This window comes from Mesorhizobium sp. B2-5-3, assembly GCF_006441005.1.
Classification (GTDB): Bacteria; Pseudomonadota; Alphaproteobacteria; order Rhizobiales; family Rhizobiaceae; genus Mesorhizobium.
On record NZ_VFUS01000004.1, the window covers coordinates 499,119 to 520,127 of the forward strand.

The window sequence follows — 21,009 nt, forward strand, 5'->3', positions numbered from 1 at the left end:
AGCGCGCGCCCAAGGCACTTGCCGACACGGTGCGCCTTGCCAAACGCCAAGTGATGTCTGGAACTGCCATGGAAGAGTTTCACAAGGTCCGCCGGCTTCCGCCCTATGTCTTCGAGCAGGTCAACCGGCTCAAGGCCAGCGCCCGCTCGCGCGGCGCCGACATCATCGACCTCGGCATGGGCAATCCGGACCTGCCGACGCCCAAGGCAATCGTCGACAAGTTGTGCGAAGTGGTGCGCGATCCGCGCACCCATCGCTATTCCTCCTCGCGCGGCATTCCGGGCCTGCGCCGCGCCCAGGCCGCTTACTATCAGCGCCGCTTCGGCGTGAAGCTTGATCCCGATACGCAAGTGGTGGCAACGCTGGGTTCGAAAGAGGGCTTCGCCAACATGGCGCAGGCGATCACCGCCCCTGGCGACGTGATCCTGTGCCCGAATCCAACCTACCCGATCCATGCTTTCGGCTTCATCATGTCGGGCGGCGTCATCCGGTCGCTGCAGGTGGAACCCGATGACGGTTTCATCCCGGCGGTCGAGCGCGGCATCCGCCATTCGATTCCGAAGCCGCTGGCGCTGATCCTCAACTACCCGTCGAACCCGACGGCGCTGGTCGCCTCGCTCGATTTTTACAAGGACGTGGTGGCGTTCGCGAAGAAGAACGACATCATCATCCTGTCGGACCTTGCCTATTCGGAGATCTATTTCGACGGCAATCCGCCGCCTTCGGTGCTGCAGGTGCCGGGCGCGATCGACGTTTGCGTCGAGTTCACCTCCATGTCGAAGACCTTCTCCATGCCCGGCTGGCGCATGGGCTTTGCGGTCGGCAACGAGCGGCTTATCTCGGCGCTGACCCGGGTGAAATCCTATCTCGATTACGGTGCGTTCACCCCGATCCAGGTGGCGGCCGCGCACGCGCTCAACGGCGACGGCGCCGACATCGCCGAAGTGCGCGACATCTACCACAAGCGGCGCGACGTGATGGTCGATGCTTTCGGCCGCGCGGGCTGGACCATTCCGGCTCCGGCTGCGTCCATGTTCGCCTGGGCTCCGATTCCGGAGCCGTTCCGCCATCTCGGCTCGCTCGAATTCTCCAAGCTGCTCATCGAACATGCCGACGTTGCGGTGGCGCCAGGCGTCGGCTTCGGCGAACATGGCGATGATTTCGTGCGTGTCGCGCTGGTCGAGAACGAGCACCGGATCCGGCAGGCGGCGCGCAACATCAAGCGCTTCCTGGCGACCAGCGCCAAGCAACCCAACAATGTCGTGCCGCTTTCCGCCCATCGGTAAGCTTTCCGCACACAATTTCGTTTGATCTTTCGGGGGACATCGCCGGCCATGGCTGAAGCTCTGCGTGTTGGAATTGCCGGCCTCGGCACGGTCGGCGCGTCAGTGGCGCGCGTGCTGCGCGACAAGGCGGCGGAACTGACACGGCAGTGTGGGCGCGACATCGTCGTGTCGGCGGTTTCGGCGCGTGATCCCAAGCGCGACCGCGGGGTCGATCTCAATGCCGCGAAATGGTTCGACGATCCTGTCAAGATGGCGCAGGCCGCCGAGATCGACGTTTTCGTCGAGCTGATCGGCGGCGACGAGGGGCCAGCGTTTGCGGCTGTGAAGACGGCGCTCGAGGCCGGCCGTCATGTCGTTACGGCGAACAAGGCGCTGCTGGCCAAACATGGTGTCGCACTGGCCGAGATCGCCGAGAAGAAGGGCGTGCTGCTCAACTACGAGGCCGCGGTGGCGGGCGGCATTCCCGTTATCAAGACCATGCGAGAGGCGATGGCCGGCAACTCGGTCACCCGCGTCTTCGGTATTCTCAACGGCACCTGCAACTATATCCTGACCCGTATGGAGGCCGAAGGGATCTCGTTCGATGCCTGCCTCAAGGACGCGCAGCGGCTGGGCTATGCCGAGGCCGACCCGACCTTCGACATCGAGGGCCATGACACCGCGCACAAGCTGTCGATCCTGACCAGCCTGGCCTTCGGCACCAAGATCGCCGCCAACGACATCTACATGGAAGGCATCTCCAACATCACCCAGGCCGATATCCGTGCGGCCGGCGATCTCGGCTACCGGATCAAGCTGCTTGGCGTTGCCCAGCGCACCGACAGCGGCATCGAGCAGCGCGTGCATCCAACCATGGTGCCGACAGCCTCGGTGATCGCGCAGGTCCACGGCGTCATCAATGCGGTGGCGATCGAGACCGACATCCTCGGCGAACTGCTGCTCTCCGGCCCCGGCGCCGGCGGCAATGCCACCGCCTCGGCCGTCATCGGCGACATCGCCGATATCGCAAAGAGCCGTCCCGGCTTCCAGCACGGCCCGGTCTTCGGCAGGCCGGCGAGGGAATTGAAGCCTTACAAGAAGGCGCAGATGCGCAGCCATGCCGGCGGCTATTTCATCCGGCTGACCGTGCATGACCGCATTGGCGTGTTCGCGGCCATCGCCAAGCGCATGGCCGACAACGATATCTCGCTGGAATCGATCGTCCAGCACGCGATCAGCGGCGAAGCGGCGGCGCAAAAGACGGTGATCCTCGTCACCCACGAGACCACCGAAGCCGCGGTGCGCAAGGCCGTGGACGGTATCACCAAGGATGGCCACCTGACCGACAAGCCGCAGGTCATCCGGATCGAACGGGCAGGATAGATATTTCCTTCCGTCGCCTACCACTGGATTGCTGCGACGATACTGTTGCGGCCGATGCCGCTGCCTGGCTCGCCGGAACCAATCCCGGCCAGCGCCGTTCTCCCGAGGTGCAAACCGAGGGAATGCCAATGGCCGAAACATCGAAATCCGACACCCCCCAGATCGACGACATCCAAAAGACGCTCGAAAAGCAGATCGCCGATCTGCGCAAGGAGATCACCAGGATCAACAAGAGCCTTTCGGAGCGAGGTGCGGAACTGGTTGACGAGGCCTCGGCTCAGGCATCCGATGTCTACGACAGCGCGGCGAGCCGTGCGTCGCGAACGGCTCAGCAGTTGCGCAGCAAGGCGCAGGCGGTCTCGGAGGTCGCGCGGGAAAATCCGGGCACGACGACGGCTGTGGTCGGCGTCATCGGGCTGCTGGGTTTTCTGGCCGGCCTCGCCGTTGGCCAATCGATGAATGACACCCAGCGCCGCTGGTATTGATCCGGTAACGACCGAACCGGGTTTGCCGGCTTACCTGTCTATCGAGCAATTGCCAGGGGAGCACCATGGCTTCTTCCGTCCTGATCGGTATTCTGATCACGTTCCTCGTGATCATTCTGGTGCTTTATCTCATTCAGCGATTGCCGCTGGATGCCAGGATGCGGCAGATCGCGCAGATCATCGTCATCATCATCGGCATCGTTTCGCTATTGAAATATCTGGCCGTGTTTTAGATCTCGATACCTACTTTGAAAGCGGCCCAGGTTCGCCGGAATCGTGCTATCCATAATTTAATCGGTTGATATTGCAGGCTTTTCGAGAAAACCTTCGAGAGGTCTTGCCGTTGTCATGCTCGTTTGACACAAGAGGCGCGCCTCCGGCGGGAGGCGGCATGCGAACGAGGATCGACCTGATGAACGTGGCCCACAACATTATCGCCGGACTTGACCGGATACTCACCATGGAACTGGTGCGCGTCACCGAACGCGCCGCCGTCGCGGCCGCCAGGCTGCGCGGACGCGGTGACGAAAAGGCCGCCGACCAGGTCGCGGTGGACGCCATGCGCCAGGAGCTCAATCGCCTCGCCATCAAGGGCACGGTGGTGATCGGCGAAGGCGAGCGGGACGAGGCGCCGATGCTCTATATCGGAGAGGAGGTCGGCACCGGCAAAGGCCCGGCGGTCGACATTGCGCTCGACCCGCTTGAAGGCACCACGATCTGCGCCAAGAACCTGCCCAACGCGCTGGCCGTCATCGCCATCGCCGAGAAGGGCAGCCTGCTGTTCGCGCCCGACGTCTACATGGACAAGATCGCCATCGGCCCGGGCTATGCCGAGGGCGTCATCGACATCGATGCCTCGCCGGCCGAAAACATAGCCAGCCTGGCAAAGGCCAAGGGCGTCGCGGTGTCCGACGTTACCGCTTGCATCCTCGACCGTCCGCGCCATGGCAAGCTGATCGACGCCGTGCGCGCCACCGGGGCGGCAATCCGGCTGATCGGCGATGGCGACGTCGCCGGTGTCATCCACACCACCGATCCCGAGGAAACCGGCATCGACATCTATCTCGGCATTGGCGGCGCGCCGGAGGGCGTGCTGGCCGCGGCGGCGCTGCGCTGCACGGGTGGCCAGATGCAGGGCCGCTTGATCCTCGATACGCCCGAAAAGGTCGCCCGCGCCGGCAAGATGGGTATTGCCGACCCGAAGCGGGTCTACCGGGCCGAGGACATGGCGCGCGGCGATGTGTTGTTCGCGGCCACCGGCGTCACCGACGGCAACATGCTGGCAGGGGTCAAGTTCGGCCGCAACTACATCACAACGCACACGATCGTGCTGCGCTCGTCGTCGCGCACCGTGCGCGAGATCAAGGCCCGGCATCAGGACCTGGAAAAGTTTTGATGCATTCCTGACTGGCCGTCGCATATTGTGGGCAATGATCATCCGCAAACGTCGCCTCGCATGACGGGCGAGAGACGCCTTTTTCTCGATGTCCGACAGTCGGCCACCGGTGTTTCCTGGGAACATCGGCTGACCGAGCGGCAGGACATGGTCGCGCTTGCCATCGCACAGGGGCACGGCGTGCCCGATATCGTCGCGCGCGTGCTTGCCGGACGTGGCGTGACGGCGGAACAGGCGGAGCGCTTTCTCGACCCGACGATCCGCGACCTGCTGCCGGACCCGGCTTCGCTGACCGACATGGACAAGGCGGCCATTCGAATAGCCGCCGCGGTGATGGCCCGGGAGAAGGTGGCGATCTTCGGCGACTACGATGTCGATGGCGCCGCCTCGTCGGCCTTGCTCAAACGCTTCCTCGCGCATTTCTCGATATCGTCGGAAATCTACATTCCCGATCGTATCTTCGAGGGTTACGGTCCCAATCCCGAAGCCATGCGCGAGCTCATCTCGCGCGGCGCGACGCTGATCGTCACCGTCGATTGCGGCACCAACAGCGCGGCTTCCATCGACGCGGCCAATGCCGCCGGTGCCGATGTCGTGGTGCTCGACCATCATCAGGTCGGCGGCGCCTTGCCGGCGGCACACGCGGTGGTCAACCCCAACCGCGACGACGACCTTTCCGGGCAGGGCCATCTCTGCGCCGCCGGAGTGGTTTTTCTCGCGCTGGTGCAGACGGCCAAGGTCCTGCGCGGCCGGCTGGCCGACGCCACGCCGCCGGACCTGCTCTCGCTGCTCGATCTCGTGGCGCTGGCCACGGTCTGCGATGTGGTGCCGCTCACCGGCGTCAACCGTGCCTTCGTCGTCAAGGGCTTGCAAGTGGCGCGCCAGCAGAAGAACGAGGGAATGTCTGCGCTGGCGCGGGTCTCGCGCGTCGGCGAGCCGCTCAGCACCTTCCATCTGGCCTACCTGATCGGACCGCGCATAAACGCCGGCGGGCGCATCGGCGACGCCGCCCTCGGCAGCCGGCTGCTTGCGACCGACGATCCGGTCGAGGCCCGCACCATCGCCGAGACGCTCGATCGGCTCAACCAGGAGCGGCAGCTGATGGAACACGAGATGCTGGCCGCGGCGCGTGCCGAGGCCGATGCCGAGCTTGCCGGCGGCAGCGGGCCGGCCATCGTCGTTACCGCTAGCACCAACTGGCATCCCGGCATCGTCGGCCTGCTTGCCTCCAGGCTCAAGGACCATGCCCGACGGCCGGCCTTCGCCATCGCCTTCAACGCCACCGGCACCGGCACCGGTTCAGGTCGCTCGGTGTCGGGCTTCGATCTCGGCCGGCTGGTGCGCGAAGCCGCAGATGCCGGGCTGATCGTCAAGGGCGGCGGCCATGGCATGGCAGCCGGCATTACCGTCGAGCGCACGCGGCTCGGCGAGCTCAGGGCATTTTTCGAGGAGCGCGCAGCAGCCGACGTGTTCCGATTGCAAGACGAGGAAAGCCTGGCGATCGACGGCGCGCTTGCCGCCGAGGGTGCGACGCTGGCCTTGCTGGATGCGCTGGAAAAGGCCGGCCCGTTCGGTGCAGGGCATGTCGCGCCTGTTTTCGCGCTGCCTCGCCATCGGCTGGCCGACGCCCGGCTGGTCGGCACCAACCACATCCGCGCCGACCTCCAGTCGGGCAGTGGCGGTCGCATCCAGGCGATCGCCTTTCGTGCCGTCGACACGGTGCTCGGCGACTTCCTGTTCAAGAACCGTGGTAAGACGATCCACGTCGCCGGCTCATTGTCGGGCAATTACTGGAACGGCAATCGCAGCGTGCAGTTCCGCATCGTCGACGCGGCACGCGCCTGATGCGTCTTTGATCAGGCGAGAACCGTCTGAAGCCGGGTCAGTTCGCCGATCTGTGCCATCGTCGCCCTATAGCCGATCTGGATCGCCTCGTCGGCGCGGTGGAATTCGGTCAGGCCGATGTGGCTGAGCTTGGGCTGCAGCGACATGTCGGGCGGATCGCCGGCAAGCCTGGCGCGCGAGATTCGATCCTGGATGATGTTGAAGGCCTCGACCATGACGCCGGTGATGCCAAGCCGCGTCTGATGTGCCCGGTGCTCAGGGTCGAATTGGCCACTGCGCGGCGCATCGTTCTCGACGACCAGTTCGCCGGCGCTATGCTTGATGACGGCGGCACGGCCGAACAGGTCGTAATGAAGGTTGACCGCGACAACCAGCGGCTGCTCATAGGCACGGCAGACCGACACCGGCACCGGATTGACCAAAGCTCCGTCGACCAGCACGCGACCATTGCAAGTCACCGGCTCGAACACGCCGGGCAAGGCATAGGAAGCGCGCATGGCTGTTATCAGCGAACCGTTCGACAGCCAAATCTCATGGCCGGTGCGGATTTCGGAAGCGACCGCGACGAACGGCTTGGACAAATCCTCAAAGCGAATGCCGGCCACATGCTCACGCAGGCGAGCATCCAGCTTCATGCCGCCGAACAGACCGCTGCCGCGCAGGTTTAGATCGAGCAGGCCGAAGATGCGCCGCCTGGTCAGGCTGCGGGCGAACTCTTCCAACTCGTCCAGTTTTCCGGCGAGGTAACAGCCGCCGACCAGCGCGCCGATCGAGGTGCCGGCAATCATCGAAACCTCGATGCCGGCTTCATCGAGCGCGCGCAGCACGCCGATATGCGCCCAGCCTCTTGCGCAACCGCCGCCCAGTGCAAGCGAGATGCCAGTTTTCTTTGGTGATGTTGTTTCGGACGCGCCGCCGGACGAAGCGGGACCATTCGCCTCTCGTACGTCCGCTCTGTTACGCAATGACGCCCACTCGAGCATCATGATCTCCCTTGTCCCACAGCTAATATATAGGCGGGCCGTATCGAAATGGTGAATCTATGTGGTTGGCTGCGGGCAAAAGGTTCAAGCTGGTCATTCACGGGAGCTTCCGATACGTTTTTTCCGCATCGAACAAGGGCTCGCTGCCATCGTCGGCAAGCATCGCCTTGCCGTCGATCAGCCCCACCGTCCGATAGAAGCAGGAACGCCGGCCTGTGTGACAAGTTGCGTCGTGGCCTAGCACTTTGACGCGCAACCATATGGCGTCCTGGTCACAATCCGTGAGCACCTCGATGACATGCTGGAGATTGCCTGACGTTTCGCCCTTCTTCCACAGCGCATTGCGCGAACGCGACCAGTAGTGGGCGATACCTGTTTCAAGCGTCAACGCCAGAGCCTGCGCATTCATGTGCGCGACCATCAAAAGCATGCCGTCTGCCGCATCGGTGACGACGACGGTGACCAGGCCGGCGGCATCGAAGCGCGGTGAAAACACCGCGCCTTCTTCCAGCGCTTTCTTGTCTGAGGGAGCCTTCGGAAATTCCAGTGCCGACATCGCCGGGCTATCTTCCTGTTTGACCATGATTATCCGAAAACCGGTAGCCACTTTCGGAATCATGGTCCGGCGATGCCGGGCGAGGCGGCTTACACCCCACCGCCACGCACCATGGTGACGAAACGAACCTGTTCTTCGGGAGTATCCTTGAACACGCCGGTGAAGGTCGAGGTCAGCGTCGTGGAGCCCTGCTTGCGGATGCCGCGCATGGCCATGCACATGTGCTCGGCCTCGATCATCACGGCAACGCCGCGCGGATTGAGCACATCCTGAATGACGCCGGCGATCTGCGCGGTCATGGCTTCCTGGGTCTGCAGGCGATGGGCGAAGATATCGACCACGCGCGCGATCTTGGACAGGCCGACGACCTTGCCGTCCGGCAGATAGCCGACATGGGCCTTGCCGATGATCGGCACCATGTGATGTTCGCAATGCGAATGGAACTGGATGTCCTTGACGATGACAAGGTCGTCGTAACCAGCCACTTCCTCGAAGGTGCGGCCAAGCTCTTCGGCCGGGCACATGTCATAGCCGCCGAACATTTCCCGATAGGCCTTGGCTACCCGCTTGGGCGTGTCGACCAGCCCTTCGCGATCGGGGTTGTCGCCGGTCCAGCGCAAAAGCGTGCGTACCGCAGCCTCGACGTCGGCCTCGCTCGGCCGGTCGGTGACGGGCTTTTCCATGTAGGCCGACTGGGGCATGAACTTCTTGATAACGGCATCCATAAAGGCGTCTCCCGTAGTCCCTCTCTCAGGAGGAACGAGTTGAACGGACCACGACCTTTCGGCGTCGGAAACTCGCCCGGTTTCCAGCCCCGTAAGCGGCGTGAGCAAACTGCGGCAAAGACGTGGGCTTTTCGTCGCCTTGTCGATACCGGACTGCCATCATTATATATGGTCATGACGAGCGAAAGAAAGACGCGTCAGCGGCAAACGCTGTTCGCTTGGCGGCGACGGACTGGAAAATAATGATCAACGACGTCTACAATGCGAAAATTCTCGGTTTTGCCGGAAATATCACACGGATCGGCCGGCTCGATCATCCCGACGCCAGCGCGAGGGCACATTCCAAATTGTGCGGCTCTACCGTTACCGTCGATCTCAATATGGCGGACGGCGTGGTTACCGATTTCGCACATGACGTGAAGGCCTGCGCGCTCGGCCAGGCCTCGTCCTCCATCATGGCGCAGCATGTGGTTGGCGCTACGGCCGACGAATTGCGCGCGGTGCGCGAGACCATGCTGAAAATGCTGAAAGAGAACGGAGCGCCGCCGGAAGGCCGCTTCGCCGATCTCAAATATCTGGAACCGGTGCGCGACTACAAGGCGCGCCATGCCTCGACCATGTTGACCTTCGACGCGGTGGTCGACGCGATCGGTCAGATCGAGAAGAAGCGCGCCGAAGAAGCCGCCTGATAGCCCATTTGGCGGCCTATTGGAGCCGTCTGCTTTCGGCGAATTCGCTTCTCACCCAGTCGGCGAACGCGGCGGCTGGCTCGGGGAGATCGCGCAGGCTTCTGGCCACCAGCCAATAGGCGCCGGACGCGACGTCGATGTCGAACGGCTTGACCAACGTGCCGGAGGCGAGCTCTTCGCCGATCTGCAGGAGATCGCCCAGCGCCACGCCGTGTCCGAGCAGGGCGGCCTGCTTCGAAAGCGATGCATCCGCCAGCATGGGACCGCGCGCGGGCACGGCGTCGGCAGGCACACCAGCCGCCTCAAACCAGCGCGCCCAACCCTGTCGGTTTTCCTCATGCAACAGCGTATAGCGGCCAAGGTCGGCCGGCTTGTCGAGGGGAGGCCCCGCGGCAAGCAGCGCCGGCGACAGAACCGGTGAATCGACCGTCGAGGCAAGCTGCTCGGCCTCGCTGCGCGGCCACGAGGCAGCATGCGCACTGAAGCGTAACGCAAGTTCAGGCTGGTCGCCGCGAAACTCAATCAGCCTTGGATCGACTTCGAGCGCGACGTCGATGTCGGGCCGCAATTGGCGAAAACGGTTGAGCCGCGGCACCAGCCATACCGATGCCAGAGACGGCTCGACGCTGACGCGAACCACTGTCTGCGCGGGAGCCGCCACCAACTCGGAAAGCAGGGCGTCGATGGCGTCGAAACTCCTGACCAGCTGACTGAGCAGCCGGCGGCCCGCATCGGTCAGTTCGACGCGGCGATGGTGACGTTCGAACAGGGGCCGGCGCAGAAAGATCTCGAGCTCGCGGATCTGCCGGCTGATCGCTGCCTGCGAGACGAAAAGCTCCTCGGCCGCCCTGCTGAAACTCAGGTGCCGCCCGGCTGCTTCAAAGCTCCTCAAGGCCGTCAGCGGCAATCGCCCACGCTTCATTCGCATAACCCAGGATTATCCGAAGTGGAAATTATACTCGTTTGAAGGCGAAGGCCAGCGGCGGTCTACTCGTCGTCAAGGAGATACGGCCATGGTCCAGTTGCTAGAGATTTTTGGCGATGTGATGCGGATTGCAACCTATCAGTGGCGTGACGAAAGGACCCGTCGGAAGCACCACGAAGAGCAGTCTAGCCCCCGCCGATGGGCACTGCCGGCTGATCGGCAGCCACTTCGCCGCTTCCGCCCGTGAAAGCTCAGCAAGCAGGGGCGGGATTGCGTTCTCCCGATGAAGCCCACATCTATCGTGTGGAAAGACGGAGATCGCAGTGGGCGACCAGCATGGGCATACACATACAGCCGGGCCGCCGCGGCAAGGCCGCAACTGGTCCGGCCCGTGGCGCAAGACCCCCGGCCGGGTGTTGGGCACGTCGCTGGTGCGCCTCTATCAACTGACGCTGTCCAGCTTCATCGGCAATTCCTGCCGTCACCTGCCGACCTGCTCGGAATACGCGCATGAGGCGATCGCCCGCCATGGCCTTTGGGCCGGCGGCTGGATGGGATTTTTCAGGGTTCTGCGCTGCGGACCATTCGGCACCCATGGCGTCGACCTTGTTCCGGAGGTTCTGGCGGATCGGTATGTCTGGTTTACGCCGTGGCGATATTGGCGGATCGGCGGCAACCACGACGAGGCGCGAAGCTGACTGCCGGTCAGTTCTTCAAGGCAACCGTTTACGATCTGGTAGGGTTAACGGCAGCCTGCACAATAACTGCGAATTTGAGACAAAATCGAGACAAGAGACCTCGCTAAGCCGCTCGCCGAACCCCCTCTGGAGCGAGCATCCAATGCGCAATGTCGACCGTCTTCCCTTCATCCTTGCCGGAGTCCTGTTCCTGCTTGCCTGGCTTCTGGGATTTCCGATGCGCGCGCAGTCGGCGCCGCTCGGGGATGTGCAATGCACGCTGATCGCCGATGCGCAGAGCGGCAAGACGCTTTACCAAAACGGCGTCTGCGATCAGCGGTTCAGCCCGGCCTCGACGTTCAAGGTGCCGCTGTCGCTGATCGGTTACGATGCCGGCATACTAAGCGACGAGCACACGCCGAGCTGGGACTACAAACCTGAATTCAAGGCGGTCAAGCGGGACCACAAGACCGTCGATCCGATGATCTGGGAGCGGGACTCGGTGCTGTGGTATTCACGCGAGATCACCCGCCGGCTTGGACCGGAGAGCTTTGCCGGCTACGTCTCGAAGTTCGGCTATGGCAATGCGGACGTTTCCGGCGATCCCGGCAAGAATGACGGCCTGACTCATTCCTGGGTGAACTCCTCGCTCAAGATCACGCCGGTCGAGCAGGTCGATTTCCTGCGTAAGCTCCTCGCCGGCAAGATGCCGGTCTCGGCCAAGGCTCACGACATGACGAAAGCCATCCTACCCAGCTTCAAGGCCGGCGACTGGACCGTCCAGGGCAAGACGGGCAGCACCAGGGTCGGCGAGGGCGGCAAGGACAGGCGTTCACTCGGCTGGTTCGTCGGCTGGGCGCAGAAAAACGGCCGCCAGATCGTGTTTGCCCGGCTCGTCGTCGATACGAAGCGGAGCGATATGCCGAAGGGGCTCGCGACGCGCGCGGCCTTCCTGAAGGACCTGCCGCTGCTGATTAAATAGCCGAGGCTTTACGGCGGCGGCATCTGCCCATAAAAGACTGCCGCCGCCGGACGCCTCCGGCTATCTGGCAGGCCGCAGCCTCGAACGGCTGACGACCTGCATTTCACCACCCGCGCTCGTTTGCGGGACTGGATAGGAGAATACCTGATGCTGAATGCCGTTTCCCTGACATTTCCCGATGGCTCCGTGCGCGACTACGATGCGGCGATGACCGGTGCAGGCCTTGCCGAATCGATCTCCAAGTCGCTGGCCAAGAAGGCCGTGGCCTATGCCATCGACGGTACCGTGCGCGATCTCTCCGATCCGCTCGGCAAGTCCGGCAAGATCGAGATCATCACCCGCGACGATCCGCGCGCGCTGGAACTCATCCGCCATGACGCGGCACATGTGCTGGCGGAGGCCGTGCAGGAGATATGGCCGGGAACGCAGGTGACCATCGGGCCGGTGATCGAGAACGGATTCTACTACGACTTCGCCCGCAACGAGCCGTTCACTCCGGACGACTTCCCGGTGATCGAGAAGAAGATGCGCGAGATCATTGCGCGCAACAAGCCGTTCACGAAGGAAGTCTGGTCGCGCGACAAGGCCAAAAAGGTCTTTGCCGACAAGGGCGAGCGCTACAAGCTGGAACTGATCGACGCCATTCCTGACGATCAGGATCTCAAGATCTACGCGCAAGGCGACTGGTTCGACCTTTGCCGCGGTCCGCATATGGCCTCGACCGGGCAGATCGGCAATGCCTTCAAGCTGATGAAGGTGGCGGGCGCCTATTGGCGCGGAGATTCGAACAACCCGATGCTGACGCGCATCTACGGCACGGCGTGGGCTGATCAGGCGCAGCTCGACGCCTACCAGACAATGCTGGAGGAAGCCGAAAAGCGCGACCACAGGAAGCTCGGCCGCGAGATGGATTTGTTCCATTTCCAGGAAGAGGGGCCCGGTGTCGTCTTCTGGCATGCCAAGGGCTGGAAGATGTTCCAGAACCTGGTCAACTACATGCGCCGCCGCCTCGACGAGCAGGGCTACCAGGAGGTCAACGCACCGCAGGTGCTCGACAAGAGCCTGTGGGAGACGTCGGGCCATTGGGGCTGGTACCGCGACGCCATGTTCAAGGTCACGGTTGCCGGCGACGACACCGATGACGACCGCGTGTTCGCGCTGAAGCCGATGAACTGTCCTGGCCATGTGCAGATATTCAAGCACGGGTTGAAATCCTATCGCGACCTGCCGGTAAAGCTTGCGGAATTCGGCAATGTGCATCGCTATGAGCCGTCGGGCGCGCTACACGGGCTGATGCGCGTGCGCGGTTTCACGCAGGATGACGCGCATATTTTCTGCACCGAGGAGCAACTGGCGTCGGAGTGCCTGCGTATCAACGATCTGATTCTGTCGACCTATGCCGATTTCGGCTTCGACGAAATCAGCGTGAAGCTGTCGACCCGGCCGGACAAGCGCGTCGGCACCGACGAAGCCTGGGATCACGCCGAAGCGATCATGAGCGGCGTGCTGGAGACGATCAGGACGCGATCGGGCAACCGCATCAAGACCTCGATCAATCCTGGCGAGGGCGCCTTCTACGGGCCGAAGTTCGAATATGTGCTGAAGGATGCCATCGGCCGCGAATGGCAATGCGGCACCACGCAGGTCGACTTCAACCTGCCGGAGCGTTTCGGTGCCTTCTACATCGGCTCGGATTCCGAGAAGAAACAGCCTGTCATGGTGCACCGTGCCATCTGCGGCTCGATGGAGCGCTTCCTCGGCATCCTGATCGAGAACTATTCCGGCCATTTCCCGCTGTGGTTCGCGCCGCTGCAGGTGGTGGTGGCGACGATCACTTCGGACGCCGACGGCTATGCGAACGAAGTGGTGGCGAAGCTGAAAGCCGCGGGCTTGTCCGCCGAGGCGGATCTGCGCAACGAGAAGATCAACTATAAGGTCCGTGAGCACAGCCTAGCCAAGGTTCCGGTCATCCTCGTCTGCGGCAAGCGCGAGGCGGAAGAGCAGACGGTCAACATGCGCCGCCTCGGATCGCGCGATCAGGAGTCGCTGGGTCTCGCCCAAGCGGTCGCGCAGCTGACCGAAGAAGCGATCACGCCCGATCGCCGACGCAAACCTGCGGCCTGATCCGGTAGTATTTCAAGCGGAATGGCGGTGGAGCAGTCCACCGCCATTTCCATATCGCACCGTCTTCACATCCCTCCGTTTTCACATCCCTGTCACGGCAGTCTTGTAACAAGCCCTCATGCTCAAGCTGAAATTGCGTGAAAAACCGTTTCCCGAGCTTTCCTATGCTAATCCCCGACAGCCAGCGCTGACGCGGTGGGTCATCCATTCCATCGAAGGCCTGTCCGGACGCGACCGTTTTGCAGCGCTTTATGATTTTTGGCGCCGCCAGGTGGTCCCGTCCGGCGAGCGCGTGTTCAGCCGCATGCTCGAATTGATCGATGTGCGGGTGCGAACCCCCGACCAATGGCCCCCGCAGACCCTGCCTGACACGCCGCTGGTGATCGTCGCCAATCATCCCTTTGGCATCGGCGACGGGATTGCCGTGCTGTCGCTGGCCGAGCAGCTCGGGCGGCCGTTCCGGGTCATGATCCACAAGGATCTGCTCAAGATCAGCGAGATGGAGCCCTATTCGCTGCCGATCGACTTTTCCGAAACCAAGGACGCGTTGAAGAACAACATGGCGGTGCGTCACGAGGCGGTGCGGCTCTTGAAGGAAGGCGTCACCATCGTGGTGTTTCCGGCCGGCGGTGTCGCCACCGCGCCGAAAGGTTTTGGCCGGGCACGCGACCTGCCATGGAAGATGTTTCCGGCGCGTCTCGTGCAGGATGCCAAGGCTTCCGTAGTGCCGATGCATTTCTCCGGCCAGAACGGCAGGCTGTTCCATCTGGTCAGCGGTCCCATGAACATGGCCGAGCGCGACGGACGCGTGGCGAAGTTCGTCGGCAAGGCATCGCTGGCGCTGCGCATTTCGCTGCTTATCCGCGAATTCGCCCGGCTTTCCGGCAAGTCGATCGACGTGCGTGTCGGCGATGTGCTGAACTGGAATGAACTGGAGCCCGTGCGCGACCGCAAGGCGCTGCTCGAGCGCCTCTATAGAGGCGTCTTCGATCTGGCGCCGCCGGTTCCTCGCCGCCGGATTCCATTCCTGCCGGCACGAGCCAAGCTGGCGGCGTAGGTCCATTTCGTGGAGATCCGAAGGGAAAGCGGCTCGAGGCTTTCCGGAATTGACTAATCCGCGCCTTCTTCCGGATCCATCGCGGCGGCTTCCGTCGCGAGAACCTCGATTTCCTGGTTCTGTCCGGCCACGACAGTGAAATCCTTCTGGTAGATGCGGTCGCGGTTCTTGGCGATGATGGTGTAGTCGCCTTCGGCCAGCACCATCGAGGCGAAGGCGCCGACGGTTTCCTTGATCGGATCGCCGGATTCGTTGAGCAGCGACCACGACGTGTCGGCGATCGCTTCGCCGCCCGCTTCACGCACCAGCTTCAAGGTAATCTCGGCGGCGTGATGCTCGACGGTGGCTTCGGTCAGCTTGCCGGCCTCGACGCGGATGTCGGAGCGGATGACGGCATTGACCGCGCCATAGGTCGAGACCACGTGGTAGATGCCGGCATTGAGACGCACGACGCTGTTGGGCTCGACGTCGGGAATGATCAGCGCGCGATCGCCATTGGGTTCGGCATTGCCCTCATAGATCGAGAAGCGCAGCTTCTTTGGCGGGATGCGCGCCCCTCCCGAAAGGACGGCATCGAGCTTCAGGCCGCCGGCATCGAGCACGAGGCTCTCGCGCTTGGCGTCCTTGCCGACGGTGATGCGCTTGGTGGCACCGGCCCGGCCGTAGGAAGCGTGAACCAGATAGCTGCCGGGTTCGAGCTGGAAGACCGCCGTGCCGCCATGGGCGGAAGCCACCATCGGCAATTTGCCGTTGACGGCCTCCGGCTTGAAGACGCGCCAGACGATACCGCGAGTGATATCGCCTCCCTTGTCGGTCAATTGCGCGGACAAGGTGATGGCGCCGCCGCCACCAAGCGCCAGCGATGTCTCGCCTTTCGGCGTCGCGTAGCTCGAAATTCCGGGAAGCTTCAGGTCGCTGACGCCATCCACATTCTGCGCCACGGCAAAGGAAACCGGCGCCATGAGCAGCAGGGTGCAGACCCAGATCAGGAAAAGACGCAAAGTCCCCTCAAACATGCCTTGCGTTGAAGCCCATGGCGGTGGCAATTTCAAGGCTTAAGAGTCCGACCGATACGACTCTCCAGCCTGGCGCGCCCGCGTCGATGCCCGAGCCGCCCCGCATTCCCATGGCGCGCTTCAGCTCAAAATCGAACTTAGGAGACTTGCGCCCATGGCGTCCCCGATCATCGACTTCCTGCTGACCCGCAATTCAGCGCCGATACCGGAGTTGAAGGAGCCCGCGCCCGGCGACGCCGAGATCGCCACGATGATCGCCGCCGCCACGCGCGTGCCCGATCATGGCCGGCTCGAGCCCTGGCGCTTCATTCTTTATCGCGGCGATGCCCGCATCGAGATCGGCAGGAAGCTGGCGGCCCTTGCCGAACAGCGGGAGGGACCTTTACCGGATGGCCGCCGCAACCAAGAGCTGGCGCGCTTCTCGCGCGCGCCGCTGGTGATCGGCGTCGTGTCGGTGCCGAAGGAAAATCCAAAAATCCCGCAATGGGAGATGTTCCTGTCCGGCGGCATGGCGGCGATGAACCTGATGATTGCCGCCAACGCACTGGGCTATGGCACCAACATGATCAGCAACTGGTATTCGGACGTGCCGGAGGGCAGGGCGATCTTGGGGCTGGCGCCGCAAGAGCGCGTAATCGGCTTCGTCCATATCGGCTCCTATGGCGGCCCGGCGCCGGAGCGGCCGCGCCCCGATCCGGCAAAGCTTTATGCGGACTATGCCGGGCCCTGGGCGGGCTAAGTGTTCTACGAGCCGTCAAAGGGGCACGGACTGCCGCACGATCCGTCGAAGGCGATCGTGGCGCCGCGCCCGATCGGCTGGATCTCGACCCTGAACGGGGCCGGCGAGATCAACCTCGCGCCCTATTCCTTCTTCAATGCCGTTTCGACAAGGCCCTTCATCGTCTGGTTTTCCTCCGAGGGCGAGAAGGACAGCGCCTCCTTCGCCCAGGAGACCAGCGAGTTCGTCGCCAATCTGGTCGGCCGCGATCTCGCCGAGAAGATGAACCGGACGTCGGTCGACGCGCCGCGCGGCGTCAACGAGTTCGTTTATGCCGATCTCGCCATGGCGCCGTCGCGTCTTGTCGCGCCGCCGCGCGTGGCGGCCGCACCCGCCGCACTCGAATGCAAGGTGACCGAAGTGTTCCGGCCAAAGGCCCTGGACGGAACGCCGACCAGCGCCGTCGTCGTGGCCGGCGAAGTGATCGGCGTGCATATTGACGATGCCTACCTGAAAGACGGCCTGTTCGATATCAGCAAGGCCGGCAATGTCGCTCGCCTCGGCTACATGGATTATGCCAGCGTCAACGAAGTGTTTTCGATGCGCCGGCCGCGTTGGGGCAAGGATTAGCCCGCAAGGGGGCCCAGTCACTGTGCTTTCCTGACGGCGAGCCGTCATCACGACGCGCCCTGAGCTTGGTGACGCGGCATGACGAAACCTTCTGCACACCAGGACCGTTTCGTCCAGGCGCGGGATGGGCGATAGTCTGCTGAGGGTCGGCGGTAGTCTGTTGCTGGTAAATGCCGACGGCAAATATCATGGAAGGTTGATCATGGTCTCGAGATTGATCCTCCAGACGTTCGTGTGGTTCGGCGCAATGGGCGCGCTGCTTTTCCTGACAGCGGGTACGCTGACCTGGCCGGGAGCCTGGGTATATCTGGCGGTGATGACCGGGCTGAGCCTGACCCTTGGCGTGACGCTGGCCCGGCGCGATCCCGGGCTGATGAACGAACGGCTGAGCTCTCCCATCCAGAAGGACCAGACCGCGGCCGACAAGGTTCTGTTGAGCATACTCCTGCTCGGCATATTTGCCTGGCTGGCCTTCATGGGTTTCGACTACCGCTTCGGCTGGTCCGTCGTTCCGGTCTGGGTACAGGCGATCGGTGCGCTGGTTCTGCTGGTCGGACTATGGATCAGCTATCTGACGATGCTGGAGAATAGCTTCGCGGCGCCCGTCGTGAAGATCCAGGCGGAGCGCGGACAGCAGGTGATCACAACGGGTCCCTATAGCTATGTGCGCCATCCCATGTATGCCGGCGCCATCCTCTTCTTTGCCGGCACGGCTCTCCTGCTCGGCTCCTGGTGGGGGCTGGCACTGGTCGTCGTGTTCATCGTTCTCTTGGCCATCCGCACATTCATCGAGGAAAAAACGCTTCGCACCGGCCTGCGCGGCTATGACGACTATGCGGCCCATGTCCGCTACCGCCTGATCCCGTTGGTCTGGTAGCGGTCAGGCGGAGATTCCGGCTGCCTGGGCGCGTGCCAGAAGCCGCTCGGCCAGCCGCAGATGCGGCCGGTCATACATCTTGCCGTCGATGCCGACGACGCCGGGATTTCCCGCCGCCTGGAATGCCGCGACAATTGCCGCCGACTGTTGCACCGCTTCCACCGAGGGCGTGAAGGCGGCGTTTATGACCGGCACCTGATCAGGGTGGATCGCCATCTTGCCGGTGAAGCCGTCACGTTCGGCCTCCCTGCATTCGGCCTCGAAGGCCGCCATATCGCGGAAATTCGGGAAGACGGTGTCGATCGCCGCGACTTCCGCCGCGCCGGCGGCGAGAATGGTCATGGCGCGAGCGAAGCGGAATATTTCGGTGTAACGGCCATGTTGGTCGCGGGTGGTGCGCGCGCCGATCGCCGCCGACAGGTCTTCCGCGCCCCAGGTCAGCCCGGCAAGTCGCGCGCTTGCCCCGGCGTAGCTCGCCGCCGCCAGCACGGCCGCCGGTGTTTCGGTAATGATCGGCAGGATTTTTGTCGCGCCGTCGGCCAGGCCGTTCTCCGCTTCGCGCAGCCTGAGCTTTGCCGAGAGGTGCTGGACATCCTGGCCGCCAGCCGATTTGGGCAGCATGACGCCGTCGGGTTTTGCCGGGATAAGCGCCGCAAGATCGTCGTCCGTCAATCCCGTCGAAAGGTCGTTGACCCTGACGTAGATTGCCGACCTTGTTTTCGCCCTGTGGCTGGCGATGAAGCGCGCCGCGGTCATTCGCGCCGATGCCTTGTTTTGGGGCGCCACCGAATCCTCGAGGTCGACAATGACCACGTCTGCGCCGGCGCCAAAGCCCTTCTCCAGCTTCCTCTCGGAATCGCCGGGAACGAACAGCAGCGAACGCATCAGGCTACCTTCTTCAGCATCATGGCCTGTCTCGTGCATTTGGCGACGAGGTCGCCGTTCTGGTTATAGGCCCGATGTTCGAACTCGACGATGCCGCGATCGGGCTTCGACCTGGATTCGCGCACCGAGACGACAGTGGTCTCGACGCGGATGGTGTCGCCATGGAAGACCGGATGCGGAAACACCGTTTCCTTCATGCCGAGATTGGCGACCGTCGTACCGACGGTGATGTCGTTAACCGAAATGCCGATCATCAGGCCGAGCGTGAACAGCGAGTTGACCAGCGGCTTGCCCCATTCGCTCCTGGCGGCGAAATCGAAGTCGATATGCAGCGGCTGCGGGTTCAGCGTCATCACCGAGAACATCATGTTGTCGCTCTCGGTGACGGTCTTGCGCAGCGTGTGCTGGAAGACATGGCCGACGACGAACTCCTCGAGATAAAGCCCAGCCATTTCATTCTCCTCCGCTGCTGGACGGTTGATAGGCGCTGCATCCAGCGCTCGCAAGCCAGTTAACGAACATGGTGAACGCTTCATAAACCAATTCGGCCTAACGTCCGGCACGGGGTCGGAAACCTTCCGGCAAGGGGCGTAAGCAGGCGGTATGGTTGTTGTCTCGCATTTCCTGAAATGGATCTACACGGCCAGGGTATCGGAGCGCGCCGCGGCGGCAAGCGCGCTCGCCCGCGCCTATGTCGACGCGGAATTGCCGTTCGAGGATCGCTGCGCCGCCGAGGCGGCGCTGACCTTGCTGCTCGACGACGCATCGTCGAAGGTACGGCTGGCGATGGCCGAGGCGCTGTCCATGAGCCATCACGCACCGCCCCAGATCATCAGCGCGCTTGCTTCCGACCAGCCGGAAGTCGCCGGCGTCGTGCTGACGCGATCGCCACTGCTTACCGACGCAGACCTGATCGATCGCGTGGCTTCAGGTCCGAAGGCGACGCAAAAACTGATCGCCGATCGGCCATTGGTCTCGATGGCGCTGTCGGCGGCTATCGCAGAGATCGGCGAGGCGGAGGCCTGCGCCGTGCTTTTGGCCAACAGCGGGGCCGATGTCGCTTCGTTGAGTTTTCGCCGCATGGCCGAGCGCCACGGCCATCTGCCGCTGGTGCGCGAGGCGCTTATATCGGATTCACGCCTGCCCGCCGACTGCCGGCACATGCTGCTCGTCAAGCTCGGTGAGATGCTCAAGACCTCGCCGCTGGTCATGGCCTTGATGGGAGCCGCCCGGGCCGACCGCGTCATGCGCGACGCCTGCGTCAAGGCCTGCGTGACGCTGATCGAGAGCACGCGCCAGGAAGAGCATGCAGCACTGATCGAGCATCTCAGGCTGCGCGGCGATCTCACCGCGAGCTTCCTCATCCGCACCATCGCGCATGGCAAGGTCGACTTCTTCGGCTCGACGCTGGTCGCGCTCAGCCAGCAGTCCGCCCAAAGAGTGAGGGCGCTGCTGGCCGGCGGACACGACGTGGCCTTGCAGGCGCTGTTCCGCAGTGCCGGCCTGGCTGCCGCCACGCACGCGGTCATCTTGCGCGCGCTGAAAATCTGGCGAGAGGTCGCCAACGGCAAGCGCGTCGCCGGCGTGCAGGAAGTCAGCTGGCTGATGCTGAAGGAATTGGGCGGACAGTCCGCGGAAGGCGATCTCGCCGCGCTCATCAAGTCGATCCATCTCGCTGCGTTGCGTGAAAATGCGCGCGGCCATGCACTGGCGATCGCAGCCGCTTAGCCCCTTTGGGCGGGCTTGATGCCATTGCGTTGTCGGCGCAAAAGAATGGTATTATGTTTCGCG

Annotated in this window: 22 protein-coding genes; 15 read left to right on the forward strand and 7 right to left on the reverse strand. The window is 63.2% G+C overall.

Annotated elements, in window-relative coordinates; translation table 11 throughout:
• Positions 1 to 68 precede the first annotated feature (68 nt).
• From FJ867_RS12740 to recJ, 6 genes are all read left to right on the forward strand, one after another.
• Complete coding sequence (locus tag FJ867_RS12740) at positions 69 to 1,286, forward strand: LL-diaminopimelate aminotransferase (protein WP_140495820.1); 1,218 nt, start codon at positions 69 to 71, stop codon at positions 1,284 to 1,286.
• Positions 1,287 to 1,334: 48 nt separating this feature from the next.
• Positions 1,335 to 2,648, forward strand: a complete 1,314-nt coding sequence (locus tag FJ867_RS12745) for a homoserine dehydrogenase (RefSeq protein WP_140817546.1) — start codon at positions 1,335 to 1,337, stop codon at positions 2,646 to 2,648.
• A gap of 128 nt (positions 2,649 to 2,776) precedes the next feature.
• Positions 2,777 to 3,133, forward strand: a complete 357-nt coding sequence (locus FJ867_RS12750) for a hypothetical protein (protein WP_140817548.1) — start codon at positions 2,777 to 2,779, stop codon at positions 3,131 to 3,133.
• A 65-nt stretch (positions 3,134 to 3,198) separates the two neighbouring features.
• Entirely contained in the window at positions 3,199 to 3,366 is a 168-nt protein-coding gene (locus FJ867_RS12755; protein ID WP_140495823.1) for a Thivi_2564 family membrane protein, read from the forward strand.
• Between the two features lie 179 nt (positions 3,367 to 3,545).
• The gene (glpX, locus tag FJ867_RS12760; protein ID WP_140495884.1) at positions 3,546 to 4,529 is read left to right on the forward strand and encodes a class II fructose-bisphosphatase; all 984 of its coding nucleotides are present in this window, start codon (positions 3,546 to 3,548) and stop codon (positions 4,527 to 4,529) included.
• A 60-nt stretch (positions 4,530 to 4,589) separates the two neighbouring features.
• Entirely contained in the window at positions 4,590 to 6,374 is a 1,785-nt protein-coding gene (gene recJ, locus FJ867_RS12765; RefSeq protein ID WP_140495824.1) for a single-stranded-DNA-specific exonuclease RecJ, read from the forward strand.
• An 11-nt stretch (positions 6,375 to 6,385) separates the two neighbouring features.
• On the opposite strand, the gene FJ867_RS12770 is transcribed toward recJ, so the two are convergent.
• The 3 genes from FJ867_RS12770 to folE all read right to left on the reverse strand — a co-directional run bounded on the left by FJ867_RS12770 (position 6,386) and on the right by folE (position 8,638).
• On the reverse strand, positions 6,386 to 7,357 hold the full coding sequence (locus FJ867_RS12770) for a patatin family protein (RefSeq protein ID WP_140517059.1): 972 nt from the start codon (positions 7,355 to 7,357) through the stop codon (positions 6,386 to 6,388).
• A 97-nt stretch (positions 7,358 to 7,454) separates the two neighbouring features.
• Entirely contained in the window at positions 7,455 to 7,913 is a 459-nt protein-coding gene (hisI, locus tag FJ867_RS12775; protein WP_140675987.1) for a phosphoribosyl-AMP cyclohydrolase, read from the reverse strand.
• Positions 7,914 to 8,002: 89 nt separating this feature from the next.
• A complete protein-coding gene (folE, locus tag FJ867_RS12780) occupies positions 8,003 to 8,638 on the reverse strand; it encodes a GTP cyclohydrolase I FolE (RefSeq protein WP_140564056.1) in 636 nt (211 codons plus the stop codon).
• A 242-nt stretch (positions 8,639 to 8,880) separates the two neighbouring features.
• Here folE and FJ867_RS12785 point away from each other — a divergent pair, with 242 nt between their 5' ends.
• Positions 8,881 to 9,327, forward strand: a complete 447-nt coding sequence (locus tag FJ867_RS12785; RefSeq protein WP_140495827.1) for an iron-sulfur cluster assembly scaffold protein — start codon at positions 8,881 to 8,883, stop codon at positions 9,325 to 9,327.
• A 16-nt stretch (positions 9,328 to 9,343) separates the two neighbouring features.
• Here FJ867_RS12785 and FJ867_RS12790 read toward each other — a convergent pair whose 3' ends face one another.
• Positions 9,344 to 10,249 (reverse strand): LysR substrate-binding domain-containing protein, encoded by a 906-nt coding sequence (locus tag FJ867_RS12790; protein ID WP_140495828.1) that lies wholly within the window; start codon positions 10,247 to 10,249, stop codon positions 9,344 to 9,346.
• 326 nt (positions 10,250 to 10,575) lie between these two features.
• Here FJ867_RS12790 and yidD point away from each other — a divergent pair, with 326 nt between their 5' ends.
• The 4 genes from yidD to FJ867_RS12810 all read left to right on the forward strand — a co-directional run bounded on the left by yidD (position 10,576) and on the right by FJ867_RS12810 (position 15,092).
• The gene (yidD, locus tag FJ867_RS12795) at positions 10,576 to 10,950 is read left to right on the forward strand and encodes a membrane protein insertion efficiency factor YidD (RefSeq protein ID WP_140495829.1); all 375 of its coding nucleotides are present in this window, start codon (positions 10,576 to 10,578) and stop codon (positions 10,948 to 10,950) included.
• A 142-nt stretch (positions 10,951 to 11,092) separates the two neighbouring features.
• Positions 11,093 to 11,911: a class D beta-lactamase gene (gene blaOXA / locus FJ867_RS12800; protein ID WP_140495830.1), complete on the forward strand. Its 819-nt coding sequence runs from the start codon at positions 11,093 to 11,095 to the stop codon at positions 11,909 to 11,911.
• A 147-nt stretch (positions 11,912 to 12,058) separates the two neighbouring features.
• Entirely contained in the window at positions 12,059 to 14,035 is a 1,977-nt protein-coding gene (thrS, locus tag FJ867_RS12805; protein ID WP_140520999.1) for a threonine--tRNA ligase, read from the forward strand.
• A gap of 118 nt (positions 14,036 to 14,153) precedes the next feature.
• On the forward strand, positions 14,154 to 15,092 hold the full coding sequence (locus FJ867_RS12810; RefSeq protein ID WP_140817550.1) for a GNAT family N-acetyltransferase: 939 nt from the start codon (positions 14,154 to 14,156) through the stop codon (positions 15,090 to 15,092).
• A gap of 53 nt (positions 15,093 to 15,145) precedes the next feature.
• Here FJ867_RS12810 and FJ867_RS12815 read toward each other — a convergent pair whose 3' ends face one another.
• Positions 15,146 to 16,108, reverse strand: coding sequence for a hypothetical protein (locus FJ867_RS12815; protein WP_140495833.1), 963 nt, complete (start codon positions 16,106 to 16,108; stop codon positions 15,146 to 15,148).
• A 154-nt stretch (positions 16,109 to 16,262) separates the two neighbouring features.
• On the opposite strand from FJ867_RS12815, the gene FJ867_RS12820 reads away from it, so the two are divergent.
• From FJ867_RS12820 to FJ867_RS12830, 3 genes are all read left to right on the forward strand, one after another.
• Positions 16,263 to 16,847 (forward strand): nitroreductase, encoded by a 585-nt coding sequence (locus FJ867_RS12820; RefSeq protein ID WP_140520997.1) that lies wholly within the window; start codon positions 16,263 to 16,265, stop codon positions 16,845 to 16,847.
• Complete coding sequence (locus tag FJ867_RS12825) at positions 16,848 to 17,456, forward strand: flavin reductase family protein (protein ID WP_140520996.1); 609 nt, start codon at positions 16,848 to 16,850, stop codon at positions 17,454 to 17,456. It begins immediately after the preceding gene.
• Positions 17,457 to 17,658: 202 nt separating this feature from the next.
• On the forward strand, positions 17,659 to 18,333 hold the full coding sequence (locus tag FJ867_RS12830) for an isoprenylcysteine carboxylmethyltransferase family protein (RefSeq protein ID WP_140495836.1): 675 nt from the start codon (positions 17,659 to 17,661) through the stop codon (positions 18,331 to 18,333).
• Positions 18,334 to 18,336: 3 nt separating this feature from the next.
• Here FJ867_RS12830 and FJ867_RS12835 read toward each other — a convergent pair whose 3' ends face one another.
• Positions 18,337 to 19,218, reverse strand: a complete 882-nt coding sequence (locus tag FJ867_RS12835) for a CoA ester lyase (protein ID WP_140685936.1) — start codon at positions 19,216 to 19,218, stop codon at positions 18,337 to 18,339.
• Positions 19,218 to 19,670 carry a MaoC family dehydratase gene (locus tag FJ867_RS12840; protein WP_140685937.1) on the reverse strand — a complete coding sequence of 151 codons (453 nt, stop codon included), beginning with the start codon at positions 19,668 to 19,670 and terminating at the stop codon, positions 19,218 to 19,220. Before FJ867_RS12840 ends, FJ867_RS12835 begins: the two co-directional genes overlap by 1 nt.
• A gap of 151 nt (positions 19,671 to 19,821) precedes the next feature.
• Between FJ867_RS12840 and FJ867_RS12845 the strand changes: the two genes are divergently transcribed.
• Entirely contained in the window at positions 19,822 to 20,946 is a 1,125-nt protein-coding gene (locus FJ867_RS12845; RefSeq protein ID WP_140685938.1) for a DUF2336 domain-containing protein, read from the forward strand.
• Positions 20,947 to 21,009 lie beyond the last annotated feature (63 nt).

What these genes read in the sequence shown, in the direction of transcription:
- FJ867_RS12740 (WP_140495820.1), top strand. Translation starts at nt 69, where the DNA reads ATGGAAGAGTTTCACAAGGTCCGCCGGCTTCCGCCCTATGTCTTCGAG.
- FJ867_RS12745 (WP_140817546.1), top strand. Translation starts at nt 1,335, where the DNA reads ATGGCTGAAGCTCTGCGTGTTGGAATTGCCGGCCTCGGCACGGTCGGC.
- FJ867_RS12750 (WP_140817548.1), top strand. Translation starts at nt 2,777, where the DNA reads ATGGCCGAAACATCGAAATCCGACACCCCCCAGATCGACGACATCCAA.
- FJ867_RS12755 (WP_140495823.1), top strand. Translation starts at nt 3,199, where the DNA reads ATGGCTTCTTCCGTCCTGATCGGTATTCTGATCACGTTCCTCGTGATC.
- glpX (WP_140495884.1), top strand. Translation starts at nt 3,546, where the DNA reads ATGAACGTGGCCCACAACATTATCGCCGGACTTGACCGGATACTCACC.
- recJ (WP_140495824.1), top strand. Translation starts at nt 4,590, where the DNA reads ATGACGGGCGAGAGACGCCTTTTTCTCGATGTCCGACAGTCGGCCACC.
- FJ867_RS12770 (WP_140517059.1), bottom strand. Translation starts at nt 7,357, where the DNA reads ATGCTCGAGTGGGCGTCATTGCGTAACAGAGCGGACGTACGAGAGGCG.
- hisI (WP_140675987.1), bottom strand. Translation starts at nt 7,913, where the DNA reads ATGTCGGCACTGGAATTTCCGAAGGCTCCCTCAGACAAGAAAGCGCTG.
- folE (WP_140564056.1), bottom strand. Translation starts at nt 8,638, where the DNA reads ATGGATGCCGTTATCAAGAAGTTCATGCCCCAGTCGGCCTACATGGAA.
- FJ867_RS12785 (WP_140495827.1), top strand. Translation starts at nt 8,881, where the DNA reads ATGATCAACGACGTCTACAATGCGAAAATTCTCGGTTTTGCCGGAAAT.
- FJ867_RS12790 (WP_140495828.1), bottom strand. Translation starts at nt 10,249, where the DNA reads ATGAAGCGTGGGCGATTGCCGCTGACGGCCTTGAGGAGCTTTGAAGCA.
- blaOXA (WP_140495830.1), top strand. Translation starts at nt 11,093, where the DNA reads ATGCGCAATGTCGACCGTCTTCCCTTCATCCTTGCCGGAGTCCTGTTC.
- thrS (WP_140520999.1), top strand. Translation starts at nt 12,059, where the DNA reads ATGCTGAATGCCGTTTCCCTGACATTTCCCGATGGCTCCGTGCGCGAC.
- FJ867_RS12810 (WP_140817550.1), top strand. Translation starts at nt 14,154, where the DNA reads ATGCTCAAGCTGAAATTGCGTGAAAAACCGTTTCCCGAGCTTTCCTAT.
- FJ867_RS12815 (WP_140495833.1), bottom strand. Translation starts at nt 16,108, where the DNA reads ATGTTTGAGGGGACTTTGCGTCTTTTCCTGATCTGGGTCTGCACCCTG.
- FJ867_RS12820 (WP_140520997.1), top strand. Translation starts at nt 16,263, where the DNA reads ATGGCGTCCCCGATCATCGACTTCCTGCTGACCCGCAATTCAGCGCCG.
- FJ867_RS12830 (WP_140495836.1), top strand. Translation starts at nt 17,659, where the DNA reads ATGGTCTCGAGATTGATCCTCCAGACGTTCGTGTGGTTCGGCGCAATG.
- FJ867_RS12835 (WP_140685936.1), bottom strand. Translation starts at nt 19,218, where the DNA reads ATGCGTTCGCTGCTGTTCGTTCCCGGCGATTCCGAGAGGAAGCTGGAG.
- FJ867_RS12840 (WP_140685937.1), bottom strand. Translation starts at nt 19,670, where the DNA reads ATGGCTGGGCTTTATCTCGAGGAGTTCGTCGTCGGCCATGTCTTCCAG.
- FJ867_RS12845 (WP_140685938.1), top strand. Translation starts at nt 19,822, where the DNA reads ATGGTTGTTGTCTCGCATTTCCTGAAATGGATCTACACGGCCAGGGTA.